The organism is Phyllobacterium sophorae (genome assembly GCF_003010965.1).
GTDB classification, from domain to species: domain Bacteria; phylum Pseudomonadota; class Alphaproteobacteria; order Rhizobiales; family Rhizobiaceae; genus Phyllobacterium; species Phyllobacterium sophorae.
The window spans coordinates 1-11,755 of sequence record NZ_PGGM01000031.1 but is presented as its reverse complement, the minus strand read 5'-3'; the positions used below and the strand labels follow the sequence as shown (position 1 = coordinate 11,755).

The 11,755-nt window shown below is 56.1% G+C and carries 10 protein-coding genes and 6 pseudogenes; 11 read left to right on the top strand and 5 right to left on the bottom strand.

Going from position 1 to position 11,755, the window contains the following annotated elements:
• From CU103_RS30745 to CU103_RS30735, 3 genes and pseudogenes are all read left to right on the top strand, one after another.
• Positions 1-813: DUF1236 domain-containing protein (locus tag CU103_RS30745; RefSeq protein ID WP_425350686.1), on the top strand; the 813-nt coding region annotated here is incomplete at its 5' end.
• Positions 814-933: 120 nt separating this feature from the next.
• Positions 934-1,492, top strand: a pseudogene (locus CU103_RS30740) (divalent metal cation transporter); the annotation flags it as partial.
• Between the two features lie 198 nt (positions 1,493-1,690).
• Positions 1,691-1,816 (top strand): annotated as a pseudogene (locus tag CU103_RS30735) (DUF892 family protein); the annotation flags it as partial.
• Positions 1,817-1,976: 160 nt separating this feature from the next.
• Here CU103_RS30735 and CU103_RS31720 read toward each other — a convergent pair.
• Positions 1,977-2,153: a hypothetical protein gene (locus tag CU103_RS31720; protein ID WP_170117166.1), complete on the bottom strand. Its 177-nt coding sequence runs from the start codon at positions 2,151-2,153 to the stop codon at positions 1,977-1,979.
• A gap of 187 nt (positions 2,154-2,340) precedes the next feature.
• On the opposite strand from CU103_RS31720, the gene CU103_RS30730 reads away from it, so the two are divergent.
• From CU103_RS30730 to CU103_RS30725, 3 genes and pseudogenes are all read left to right on the top strand, one after another.
• Positions 2,341-3,198 carry a glucose 1-dehydrogenase gene (locus tag CU103_RS30730; RefSeq protein ID WP_106667802.1) on the top strand — a complete coding sequence of 286 codons (858 nt, stop codon included), beginning with the start codon at positions 2,341-2,343 and terminating at the stop codon, positions 3,196-3,198.
• A 30-nt stretch (positions 3,199-3,228) separates the two neighbouring features.
• A pseudogene (locus CU103_RS32435) lies at positions 3,229-3,406 on the top strand (DUF1801 domain-containing protein); the annotation flags it as partial.
• Positions 3,407-3,441: 35 nt separating this feature from the next.
• The gene (locus tag CU103_RS30725) at positions 3,442-4,323 is read left to right on the top strand and encodes an alpha/beta fold hydrolase (RefSeq protein ID WP_210203867.1); all 882 of its coding nucleotides are present in this window, start codon (positions 3,442-3,444) and stop codon (positions 4,321-4,323) included.
• A 93-nt stretch (positions 4,324-4,416) separates the two neighbouring features.
• Here CU103_RS30725 and CU103_RS32430 read toward each other — a convergent pair.
• A pseudogene (locus CU103_RS32430) lies at positions 4,417-4,724 on the bottom strand (site-specific integrase); the annotation flags it as partial.
• Between the two features lie 52 nt (positions 4,725-4,776).
• Between CU103_RS32430 and CU103_RS30715 the strand changes: the two are divergent.
• The 3 genes and pseudogenes from CU103_RS30715 to CU103_RS30705 all read left to right on the top strand — a co-directional run.
• Positions 4,777-5,495, top strand: a pseudogene (locus CU103_RS30715) (aldehyde dehydrogenase family protein); the annotation flags it as partial.
• 610 nt (positions 5,496-6,105) lie between these two features.
• Entirely contained in the window at positions 6,106-6,360 is a 255-nt protein-coding gene (locus tag CU103_RS30710; RefSeq protein ID WP_106667800.1) for a helix-turn-helix domain-containing protein, read from the top strand.
• Positions 6,360-7,688, top strand: a complete 1,329-nt coding sequence (locus CU103_RS30705; RefSeq protein ID WP_106667799.1) for a type II toxin-antitoxin system HipA family toxin — start codon at positions 6,360-6,362, stop codon at positions 7,686-7,688. The genes CU103_RS30710 and CU103_RS30705 overlap by 1 nt, the downstream gene beginning before the upstream one ends.
• Positions 7,689-8,941: 1,253 nt before the next feature.
• On the opposite strand, the gene CU103_RS30700 is transcribed toward CU103_RS30705, so the two are convergent.
• Positions 8,942-9,133, bottom strand: coding sequence for a hypothetical protein (locus CU103_RS30700; protein WP_106667798.1), 192 nt, complete (start codon positions 9,131-9,133; stop codon positions 8,942-8,944).
• A 505-nt stretch (positions 9,134-9,638) separates the two neighbouring features.
• On the opposite strand from CU103_RS30700, the gene CU103_RS30695 reads away from it, so the two are divergent.
• Together CU103_RS30695 and CU103_RS30690 are read left to right on the top strand one after the other, a co-directional pair.
• The gene (locus tag CU103_RS30695) at positions 9,639-10,307 is read left to right on the top strand and encodes an XRE family transcriptional regulator (protein ID WP_106667797.1); all 669 of its coding nucleotides are present in this window, start codon (positions 9,639-9,641) and stop codon (positions 10,305-10,307) included.
• Complete coding sequence (locus tag CU103_RS30690) at positions 10,308-10,925, top strand: RES family NAD+ phosphorylase (protein WP_106667796.1); 618 nt, start codon at positions 10,308-10,310, stop codon at positions 10,923-10,925.
• A 291-nt stretch (positions 10,926-11,216) separates the two neighbouring features.
• On the opposite strand, the gene CU103_RS31880 is transcribed toward CU103_RS30690, so the two are convergent.
• Together CU103_RS31880 and CU103_RS32700 are read right to left on the bottom strand one after the other, a co-directional pair.
• On the bottom strand, positions 11,217-11,417 hold the full coding sequence (locus tag CU103_RS31880; RefSeq protein WP_106667795.1) for a hypothetical protein: 201 nt from the start codon (positions 11,415-11,417) through the stop codon (positions 11,217-11,219).
• 241 nt (positions 11,418-11,658) lie between these two features.
• Positions 11,659-11,755, bottom strand: a pseudogene (locus tag CU103_RS32700) (IS3 family transposase); the annotation flags it as partial.

The following is an 11,755-nucleotide window of genomic DNA, read 5'->3' as shown; positions in this document are numbered from 1 at the left end:
TTGTCATCCAGGGCGAGACCCTGGGTATCCGTTCAGGACGATTGGAAAAGATGGGGGCGATCACACTCTAGCTCGGCCCTTCAGACGGCCTGCACATCCACGATCCATCCCCCATCGCCGGACGAGGGTGGCAGCCCTCTCCGGCGCTTCTTTCTCTCACAAGAAGCGCGGACAGTCATAAGACAAGCACTTGCTCAAAACGAAATGTTGAAAAAGAAACCAGCCCAGCAGACCGAAGGTCAAACCCAGATGCCCGAAAAGGGCACTCCGGAACAGGGCGCGGCAACCAAGTCCCCGACGGACGATCAGAGTGGTGCAGCAAAGTCGCAGACCGAAGATCAGGCGGGCACTCAAATAAAGAAAAACCAGCAGACGGACGGCCAGGCGCAAGCCCCGGCGGAGCAGGGCACGCACCAACAGGATGGTGCAACCAAGCAACAATCGCAGGAGCAAACTGGCACGACCACGACAGGGGATACAGCCAAGACCAATAAAACCGCGCCGAGTGATGATCCGAGCAAAACTCAGGTCGAGCCTTCGATCGAAACGACAGGCAGCGTCAAGGTGACGACAGAGCAGCAGACAGAAATCAAGCAGGTGATAACCGAAACGAAGGCCGAGCCGGTTCGCGACGTGAATTTTGAGGTGAATGTGGGAACGAGAATTCCGCAGACAGTGGAGTTGCAACCGCTGCCGCCACGCATCGTCAAGATCGTCCCCAGATATGAGGGCTATCGCTATTTCCTGCTGGCTGACGGCAGAATTATCATTGTCGATCCTGACTCATTGGAAATCGTGCTCATCATCGTCTAACTGCAACGAGTACGGAAGAGGGCGGCGCGGCGGCTGTTCTGATGTTTCCGAGCCGTCCAAACTTGAACAGGTTGCACCGATCATTCAAAGAGGCTCCGGAGCAGGCCAATGACGCAAAAGCGCATTAAGCTCGATACATTCGTCGGGATGGCTTTTTCACAGATCATAGCTTTGGCAATCATGATGACGGCGGCGGCGACATTGCACGCCAACGGTCACCGAAATTGAGGGCTCTGCACAGGCAGCTGAGGCATTGAAGCCAATCGCCGGGGTGTTCGCCCATATGCTGTTTGCTATCGGCATCGTCGGTACGGTTTTGCTTGCGGTCCCGGTACTAGGCGGTTCGGCCGCCTATGCGGTCGGCGAAGCGTTGAAGTCGCCGACTGGCCTCAAACGGAAGCCAATGGAAGCGAAAGCCTTCTACGCCACGATCGCCGTGGCTACGCTGATCGGGTTGGGCTTAATTTCACGCCCATCAATCCGATCGAGGCGCTCTATTGGAGCGCCGTCATCAATGGTGTCGTGGCTGTGCCTGTGATCGTGATCATGATGTTGATGCAACTCAGTCACGCATCATGGGAACCGAGGCGATCGGAATTCCTCTACAAATTGCGGTTGGATTACCGCCTCGTTAATGGCGGTGGTGGCGGCGGCGATGATCCTTACGAGCTTTTTCTGAATGGACCTTGTCAGTACTCCGCGCGTGGTAAACCTCGCTTCCCAACTCGAATGCCGCTTGCTTTCGACGCGTAATGAAAGACTTGCCTGCCATGCGCAGGGAAAAAAACAACAATTGTGCCGCCCGTGGCTGTAGGAACCCATACGCTTGGCCCTCGTTATGAGTGCTCTTTCACAGAACCCAAAATACGAGGCGACCATGCCCGAGAAGACACTCGAGAACCTGTTTCATGACGCACTTAAGGATATCTATCACGCGGAGCGGAAGATCCTGAAGGCTCCGCCCAAGATGGCAAGAGGCGCAAATCCCAACTTAAAGCCAGCAGAGATCATCGATGCGTGGCGATGAACGTGACAGCGACAGAGAACAGATCGCCGCAGTACGCGAACTCATATGGGAAAAGGAGGTTGGGAAAGGTTAGATGGTGCGTGATGTGCTAGAAAGCCCGTCATCTAGAATTGACGGGCTTTCTTTCAGGTATTTGTTATTTATTTTTGTGGCTCTGTTGCCCAGCTTTTGAATGCTGGTCCGAGGAACCGCCCCGAGTGGATTCCGATCCCTGTTGGGATCCCTTGGAGCCGCCCTCTTGCTTCTGCTGCCCGGAGCTGCTTTTGCCGCCTTGCTGCCCGGATTTTGAACGCTGATCGTCTTTCTCTGGCATTGGATTTCTCCTGGTTGTGCTCACCTCTCCGCGCCTTCAAACCGCCAGGACAAGCAATTGTTCCACCCCCTAGAAAAATTATCCGGCGAAGAACAAAAACTTTCAGGAAAGCTTCAACGGCTGGACTTTAGCGGGAACTCCAGACGCAGGTATGCGTTCGCCATGGAGTCCAACACGAGGTGACGCCATGTCTGACTACCCGACTCCTCCCTTTCCTGCACAGCAGCAGCCCATGCCTGGCCAAACAAGTGAAATGAATCCACTCCCTGACCATGGAGAGCAATCATACCGAGGCTCGGGTCGGCTTGAAGGAAAAGTGGCTATCATTACCGGCGGTGACAGTGGCATCGGCAGAGCTGTAGCCATCGCCTACGCTCGAGAGGGTGCAGATATTGTGGTAGCCTATCTCAACGAAGAGGCTGATGCGCTTGAGACCCAACGGCTCGTTGAGGAGGCCGGACGGAAGGCTGTGCTGGTTGCCGGGGACATCGCGTCTTCTGCTCACTGTCGTTCCATTGTGGACACGGCTGTACGCGAATTTGGCAAGTTCGACATACTTGTGAACAACGCAGCACATCAGGCAAGCTTCGATGGGATCGAAGAAATATCGGATGAGGAATGGGAGCTGACGTTCAAAGTCAACATCCACGCCATGTTTTACCTGACCAAGGCGGCAGTGCCGCATATGCCCTCTGGCAGCGCCATCATCAATACGGCGTCGGTAAATGCCGACAGCCCCAATCCTTCCTTGCTGGCATATGCAACCACAAAAGGCGCGATTCAAAACTTCACCGCAGGCCTGGCGCAGCTGCTTGCAGAAAAAGGAATTCGGGCCAATGCTGTGGCGCCGGGGCCAATCTGGACGCCGCTTATACCTTCGACGATGCCGGCAGAAACCGTCCAAAACTTTGGCAAACAGGTCCCCATGAAGCGGCCCGGCCAACCGGCTGAGCTTGCAACCGCATACGTGATGCTGGCCGACCCGCTTTCCAGCTATGTGTCAGGCGCGACGGTGGCAGTGACGGGCGGAAGGCCGTTCCTTTAAGGAGCAATGCTGCTCAGAACGGTGCTTTCCACCAGATACGTGAAAGTCGCCTTTTGCCGGGTGCGTCGCTGAGGCCGCGAGCCGCCCGGCAAGTCCAAGCACAAGGACGTTCGCTACCTCGACATTCACGGGGGGCGAAGAGCTCGACGAGGCGCAGTTCGCCGATTGGGTGAAGCAGGCCAGCCGGTTGCCCGGCGAGAAAATGTGAGCGGCGCAGGAACAATCGAGGAAAGGAGCCCGAACATGTGCCCCATGACCCATCAACGACTTCGCCTGTCAGGCGGCATGGAAGTGTCGTTCCTCATCGCGGGCGAGCCGAGCAAGCCCGCCCTCCTGCTGCTGCACGGAACGCCGAACACTGCGCGCATGTTCGAGGGCGTCATCTCTCCGCTGGCGCAGGCCGCCTACGTCATCGCGCCCGACCTGCCCGGCTTTGGCGAGTCCGACGTCCTGTCGAACGTCTCGTTCGCCGCCTTGGGTGTCGCAATCGCTGAGTTGTTGGACAAACTCTCGATTGGACCACGCTATGTCTATCTGCACGACTGGGGCGCACCTGTTGGCTTCCACGTCGCCATGCAGGCCCCCGAGCAGGTCTTGGGCCTCATCGTCCAGAACGCCAACGCGCATCGCACTGGTCACGGGCCGGGATGGGCGGCAACCAAAGCCTTTTGGGCCGATCCGAGCCCGGAAAACGAAAAAGCGACGACCGCGCATCTGACGCTCGAAGGGACGCGCGAGACCTATGTCACCGGCGTCCCGCCAGAGCTCGCCGCTCAGATCCCGGCTGAACATTGGGAAGAGGACTGGCGGGCGATGAACCTGCCTGGCCGGATGGACGTCCAGCGAGCGCTCATCAAAGACTATGCGAACTATGTCGCGCAGTTCGACGCCATCGCCGAGTATCTCGCGTGCCGGCAGCCGCCCGCCCTGATGCTCTGGGGGCGGCATGACCCATATTTCGACATTGCCGAGGTCCTGTCGTGGATGCAGGACCTGCCGAAAATGGAAGCCCATATTTTCGATACCGGCCATCTGTTGCTCGAGACGCATGCGGCCGCGGCCGTGCCGCTCATGCTCGACTTTATTGGCGCGACTCACCGCGAAAGCGAGAGCAAACACGCTTGAGCGCGGGATCGTCTACGTGATCCGAAAACGGACTGCAGTGGAAGAACACGCCTGCGAACTCCCAACCAAGATCATTGCTGAACATATCGGAGCTAAATCTGCCGTGATTTCGAACTGAACCGGACGGTGCGTCTTTTGTTGAACGACCATAGCCCTCATTCGAATTTCCGTTCCTGTGACAAGACTTCCGATTTTCATTTTTGCGAGATCACAGCCGCGCAGCTTGCTGTCGATCGCGAGATCAAACAACGCGCGATCTCTCATACGTCCTTCCCGATCAAGGAGGAACCGGATCGCCCAAATCTGGCGCTGTTTCAGAGGCTTCTTGACACCGACCTTCCGGCGCACGTTCCAAGCCGGGCGCGCCCCAGTGTGGCAGGATCATATTGTGCAATACCCATTTCCGTTCTCCTTTGGCCAACATTGGCCATTTGAAGAACGCCTGAGAGCAGTGGCGCAGATCAGATCAAGAAGCTCAGCCTCGAGCTTGGTGGCAACGCGCCGTTCATCGTTTTCGACGATGCCGATGTCGACGCTGCTGTCAAGGGTGCGGTTGCCGCGAAATTCCGTAATGCCGGGCAAACATGCGTCTGCGCCAACCGCATCTACGTCCAGTCCGGTATTTACAAGGAGTTTTCCGAGAAGCTTTCCCAGCGGGTCAGCGGCCTGAGGGTCGGTAACGGCTTTGCCGAAGGATCCGAAATCGGTCTGCTAATTGACGGCAACGCTTTGAAGAAGGTCAAAGAGCACTTGGAAAACGCCCTCTCGCTTGGCGCACGCGTAACCATTGGTGGCAAATCCGGTGATCCGGGCGAACAGTTCTTCTCTCCGACTGTCCTGGTCGGGGTCACCTCGGAGATGAAGGTTGCACGCGAAGAAACCTTTGGTCCTCTTGCACCGCTCTTTCCTTCCACATGGACGGAGAAGTAATGCAAATGGCGAACAATATGGAGTTCGGTCTGGCCGGGTATTTCTATTCTCGCGATCTCGCTCGGATCTTCCGCATTGCTGAGAATTTGGAGACCGGCATGGTTGGCGTGAACACCGGGCTCATCTCGAGCGAAATGGCTCCGTTCGGCGGCATCAAGCAATCGGGTATGGGTCGCGAAGGCTCCAAATACGGGGCCGACGACTATGTCGACATCAAGTACATTTGCTTGAGCATCGCCTGAGTCTCGGAAGCTGCTTACCTGCTCTGGCATTCACAGTCAGCGTATGTAAACATCCGTCAAACAACGGTTTTGACGCAACACCGTTTCGAAAACTATCCCGATACCAATAAACTGACCCTGCAACATTAGGTGCCGCCCGCGATAAAAGGGCGACTACGCTTCCCGGACGCACAGCGACCCAAGGCATAGCTGAATAGGTTCCTGTATCGATTCCAAAAGCTGACCTAGGCCACGAGGAATCAATTGCAATGGCTATTGGAGAGATCGTGCCTTCTGGCGCGAAACTGATTTTCAAACATGATAAGCTAGACACTCTTGCTGGAGAGCCGCGATTGTAGATTTTTGCCAATCGGGCGCTCCCATTCGGGTTCGCAGACAGCCCCTAATGCGTCCCTCCATCCCCACGAAAAGACTCACTCATCAAAGCCTAGATTCAAACACCTAGAGGCAGGCGACGATTAGGGTGCGTCTGGCTGAGTGTATCTCCGTCTTTATGCGGGTTACCGTATAATACGTTTTTAAACGCTTGCGCGTATATCCGTGTTTTAATCGCACTCGCGTATATTGACACGTTATACGTTACTGCGTATATTGGGGATAGGAGGCTACCATGAACGAACAGATCGCCCGCACAGAAAAACAACTCGGCGCCATCCTGCGCCGCGCCCGCAAACAGGCGGACTTGAGCCAAGGCGCACTCGGCGAACAAATCCATATGCGGCAGGGCACGGTTTCGCGCCTTGAAGCCGGGGAGCCGGCTGTCCAGTTGCGCACCCTGATGGAAGCCCTTTCAGCCCTCAATCTGGAACTGGTCGTTCGACCACGCAGCCAGGGCAGCGCCGCCGACATCGAGGACTTGTTCTGATGGCAAGAAGGCGGGCGCACGTACCCCTCAACGTTTTCCTGAACAGCCGTCATGTCGGCGTGCTGCGTCGCGAGGCCACAGGTGCAATCGACTTCCAGTACGGACACGGCTGGCTAGATTGGCACGGCACATTCCCGGTGTCACTATCACTCCCCCTGCGCGAGGACCGTTATATCGGCACCCCAGTTATCAACGTGTTCGACAACCTGCTGCCTGACAACGACGTAATCCGCAACCGCATTGCCGAGCGCGTCGGCGCAGAAGGAACTGACGCCTTCAGCCTGCTAACCGCTCTGGGCCAGGACTGCGTGGGCGCCCTGCAATTCCTGCCCGACGGCACTGATCCCGGCACTGTCGGCGATACCGACGGCAAGCCGGTCAGCGACGACGAGGTCGCATACATCATCAAGAATCTCGCCGCCGCGCCGCTCGGTATGGGCGAAGACGAAGATTTTCGAATCTCGATTGCAGGGGCACAGGAAAAAACCGCCCTGCTGCGCAAGGACGGCCAGTGGTTCAAACCCACAGGCACCACCGCTACCACCCATATTCTCAAACCGCAGATCGGCGAGCTTCCCAATGGCACCGACCTCTCTAACAGCGTCGAGAATGAGTATTTCTGTCTGAAGCTCCTGGAAGCAATGGGCGTCCCCACCGCCAACGTCGAGATAGCGGATTTCGGGGAACGCCGTACACTAATCGTAGAACGTTTCGACCGCCTTTGGACGAAGGACGGAAGATTGCTCCGTCTGCCGCAAGAGGACATTTGCCAGGCGCTGTCGATCCCGCCCACCAGAAAATATCAGTCCGACGGCGGCCCTGGAATGCGGGAAATCATCAACCTGCTGAAAGGCAGCGACACACCCGATGCCGATATCGCGACATTCATGCGCGCCAGCATCCTGTTCTGGCTGCTCGGCGCGACCGACGGTCACGCTAAAAACTTCAGTATTTTCCTTGGCCCCGGCGGACGCTTCCGAATGACACCTCTTTACGATGTGCTGACCGCACAGCCGAGCCTCGATGAAGGCCAGATCCCCCGCAAGAAATTCAAACTTGCGATGTCGGTTGGCAGAAACCGCCACTATGCTATCCATGACATCGTACCCCGTCACTTCATGCAGTCGGCGGACTTCTCCGGTGTCGGCACCCCGGCGATGAAAGCGATCTTTGAAGACATCGCCGCGAAGGCCGAACAGCAGGCAGGGGCCGCTATCGCGGCGCTGCCCAATGGTTTTCCCGACCAGCTCGTGACATCGACCATGGCGGCCATCAGCCACCGCGTCCGGCTCGTTGCCGATTCACTTTCACGAGCGTCTCATGTCTGAAGCAAGAAATTACCTGCATTGCCATTCTTGGCCAGGTCTCGATCCGTCACGTTTGGCAGTTAAGGACGGCTGCTTCGGGGCCGAAAGCAATCGTTGTTCTTTGGTGGCGTTCATTCCTGTTTCGCCAAATCATATAATTATTCGGAACGAGAGGGGACAAATAGCGGGTTTGCAGTCCCAATCTTTTTTCAAGGCGACCATTGAATAGGCATTCCACAACAGGGTTTTAATCGGGATTGTAGACAGTCAAGCTACAATCCAAAATGCTCGATTTTCGCCTATTATCGGCATTTTCAAAGGAACGGTTTCTCGCAGCTCTTAAGTCTCAACACCCGCGGCGCATCGGCTCTAGGGACACATGCGATCGACACGAAACTCTTTCGCCCCAAATCGGCATTTTCAAGCGACCATCGGCGATCGGTGTCCAGACATGCGACGATCCTTGTGGCACAACCATCCCGAACTCAGCCATGTGGCGCGCGGGGCATTGATAATCTGTGTCTCTTGCCGCACCAGCAGATTACGCACTTGAGGACAGCGGCGGACGCCTGCCCGTTATCGCGTTCCTTGACCCCGCTGTGTGGCAAGACGGTGAAATCTGGTGACGGGTTAATGCCTTCGTGGCACGCTGGGCGCATGAAAGCTTTCATGAAGCACAGTTTGTTCCTAAGTGGACTCGCGCTGACAACGGGATGCCAAACCAAACCGCCGCTAGAGCAAATGTCCTATAGTGAATTGGGGCAACTGCTGGGCAAATCCAGCAAACATGCATTGCCCAAGGCATCAAGCTAGATACGCCCGAATATAAGGTCTGCACACTGCAGGAAATAAGCCGAGAGCAGTATGCCAGGCAAAACGGCAGCGACCGACCGCTGTAGCGGTGTCGTATGAGGTTGTAATCACGGCCCGCACCCGAAGTCGCACTCAGCTGCCCGCTATGGGTCAAGGGTGAGCCTGTTCCTTGCGAAGAGATCGCTTTGCACGGGAAGCTTGATAGCACGTAGACGCTTAGGGCTCACATCCTTTAGCCAGATACGAAATTGCAGAATCTCCGACACAACGTCAGGCTCTGATGCGGTTTTGATTGTCCACATCGCAACGTATCTGGGGCGCCGACAATGTCTGATTTTTTGGAGGGTCGTTAGAGGCCGACACAGAAAATTGACGTGGGACCTGCCAATTTTGCGATCAAGCGGCCCGTAAGCCGTGTAGCGGAATTGAGATAGCATCGAGTCCTGACGACAGTGCTTATATCATCGCATGGCAAGCTTGGCGCCGTAGTAGCTTAAGCCACCGGCGATGATGAGGCCGACCCAACTCACCCACATAGGAACCGTCCAGCCATCGATCACAATCGACCAACCAATGAGTATGCGAACCAAGTGCAACACGGCAACGACTCCGAATATTGCAGCTGCAATCGTCGAGAAAGCCTTTTCGGCCATCGTAGGTTCCGAGTCTTAGAGCAAATAACTATATCACCAGGCGTCGGGGTAGTCTCGCCATTTTGCGCGGGTACCAAGCTGTCGCATTGCACTTAACCGTAAGAATGCGACTGTTCAAATAACTCACCGAAGGGTCCGGATGTCACATTGCACTTAACTGTAAGAATACGGCCGTTCAAGCTTATGCTGCACTTAATTTGATGGGGTGGAGCGGCCCACGCCTCGCAGTATGCCAGGATGGCAGCTGTGGCGAAGATCGAAAGGAACCGCTCCCTGAACGAGATTTCTACAATCGGACTGGACCTCGCGACGAATTTCAGCACCTCGCCACGGCGCCCTGCGCCTCGATCCCGTCATGGCGAGGAGGGCGTTTGAAAACTTCAGAACTCACAGCTTCGAGACCGACCAAACCTGAGAAGTTTGCGAGATTTACGAATTTAACTAACTTAACGAACTTGACGAACAGTCTGGTGCTATCTATATTCAGTTCAGGAGGCTGAAGCCAATGCCCGTCACGAAAACTGTAGCCAACGAACCTGGAAACAATTCCTCCGTTGCGTTGACGATGACGCTGCCACGAAAGGCCGATTTCGAGAAGGCCCTTATCAGACAATATGCCAAGGCGGTTCAACTAAGCCGAAAGGCCGGCCATCAGGTTAGCTTCCGCGTTGTCGTGGACCCGTTGGCCGGAGCACAGACCATTTCGATCGTTGAGGAAGAACCACTGCCTCAAGACGCATTTCCGGTCGAGGAGGTGCGAGAGCCGGATGACGAACTGCAGGCCGCGTTGTTAGCCGCGAGGGAACGAGGACAACGCCGCGTTGCGCAGATTCTCGCCGAGGACGATATGCTGAGTGCGGAAGCGTTCGCGGATTTGCTCGGAGTTTCGCGTGTCACCGTCAACACGAAGCGTCAGCATGGGCAGGTTCTGGGTCTCGATGGCGCTAAGCGAGGCTTCCGTTTTCCGGCGTGGCAACTCGATCGTGACGGTCGGCCTTATGCAGCGCTTCCGAAGCTGCAAGAGATTCTGGGCAGTGCATGGGCGGTTTATCGCTTCCTATTCACGCCGCATGGCTCCCTCGACGGCCGGACTGGGCTGGACGCTCTGAAACGTGGGCAGGACGACCATGTGATCGCAGCGGCCGAAGGCGTCGCCCGCGGTGACTTTCGCTGAATGACCGGAATCAAACCGCCCGCGGGTTTTAAGAACTCCCCGGTCGATATCGAGACCGTTCCCGCCGGCCGTCGATTTGGCCGGATCTATGCGAACTCCTTTCCCGACCCATTGGGATATGGAAAGACGCCGAGCCGGTTTAGCGATCCCCGCCGGCGAGACGCAACAAAGCGGTTCGGCGTTCTCTATTTGGGTGAGACGCTCAAGGTTTGTTTCTTGGAGGCAGTCCTACGTGATCGACGCGACGGTCTCATCGGAGATCTTCCGATAGAGGAGAAAGAAATCTACGCGCGTCGTTACGCTGAAATCGAGACGAATGCGGATCTCAACCTTGTCGATCTACGCGAGGATCACGCGGTCAGGATGGGTGTGCCGACTGATGTTGCGAAGTCCTCTCGCCAAAACCTCGCGCGGGCATGGTCGCTTGCTTTCCACGAACACCCATCCAGGGCGGACGGCATCATCTATCCATCCCGGCTGAATGGACATACGAATCTTGCAATCTTTGACCGGGCCATCTCGAAGCTGACGATCTCGCGCGTAGTGCCACTAATCGGTGCGCCAGGCCTCGCCACGGCGATCAACGATCTCCGTGTGAGTCTGGTTGACGTTACCTAAGGCATGTTTGGGACCTGGTGCCCAAATTAGACAAGGAGGCGCGACCTGTATGATGGACAAGTTGCGGACTTGGGCTGCTATTGTCGGCGCTCCCCTGTCGGGTGTCTGATCCGAGGAGAATTTTCCGGCCAACTTTCCGAATTGACAGCTGCTGACCATCCAATCCGCTTTTATCCGATCATTCTCGCCGTTCTCTACGGTGCATTGAAGTGCGCCCATATCAGCGTGATGTTTGGAGTTGGATACCTTCGCGGACGATCGAAACGCTAGTTCTTATATGACCGCAATCGTTTACCATGGGTGCTCCCATAAAATATCGCGTCCCGTCGACCTGTCTAGCTGTCGGTATGTGGTCGCACCAAGGAGATAGATAATTCCGAGCAGCACTATCCCAACCAACGCGCCGATGACCTTCAGGAAACCCTTCAATAGTTGCCAGTCTTCTTTGTCCATTGGAGCAGCATAGCCGCTGCCAGCTAAGAAGTTGTTCATCGGTTCGCAAAAATCCTAAACGGCTGCATTCAACAGCGCATCGTTCACAGCGCGTTTACTCGTCTCTGCTATCGGTGGGTTGCAACCCGAGGGTAATGGGGGCGAAGGCGGACTGACAGCTTTTGGGTCGCTTCCATTGAATAGCTGTCGCTCAGCTACCGACCTCAAAGTGGACCTGCTGCATCGGCGCGATCCGTTGGGCGAGTGCGTGTGGCCTGCTGCCGGTTTTTCGGACACGAGGTTAAGCTAATCCCACCTTGGTTTCAAAATCGTTCGGGCTGAGATAGCCCAGTGTTGAGTGGCGACGCCTTGGGTTGTAGAAGCGCTCGATGTAATCG

Coding starts and splice junctions, on each gene's coding strand:
- CU103_RS30695 (WP_106667797.1), top strand. CDS start 9,639: ATGCCCGTCACGAAAACTGTAGCCAACGAACCTGGAAACAATTCCTCC.
- CU103_RS30690 (WP_106667796.1), top strand. CDS start 10,308: ATGACCGGAATCAAACCGCCCGCGGGTTTTAAGAACTCCCCGGTCGAT.
- CU103_RS30725 (WP_210203867.1), top strand. CDS start 3,442: ATGTGCCCCATGACCCATCAACGACTTCGCCTGTCAGGCGGCATGGAA.
- CU103_RS30730 (WP_106667802.1), top strand. CDS start 2,341: ATGTCTGACTACCCGACTCCTCCCTTTCCTGCACAGCAGCAGCCCATG.
- CU103_RS30705 (WP_106667799.1), top strand. CDS start 6,360: ATGGCAAGAAGGCGGGCGCACGTACCCCTCAACGTTTTCCTGAACAGC.
- CU103_RS31880 (WP_106667795.1), bottom strand. CDS start 11,417: ATGAACAACTTCTTAGCTGGCAGCGGCTATGCTGCTCCAATGGACAAA.
- CU103_RS31720 (WP_170117166.1), bottom strand. CDS start 2,153: ATGCCAGAGAAAGACGATCAGCGTTCAAAATCCGGGCAGCAAGGCGGC.
- CU103_RS30700 (WP_106667798.1), bottom strand. CDS start 9,133: ATGGCCGAAAAGGCTTTCTCGACGATTGCAGCTGCAATATTCGGAGTC.
- CU103_RS30710 (WP_106667800.1), top strand. CDS start 6,106: ATGAACGAACAGATCGCCCGCACAGAAAAACAACTCGGCGCCATCCTG.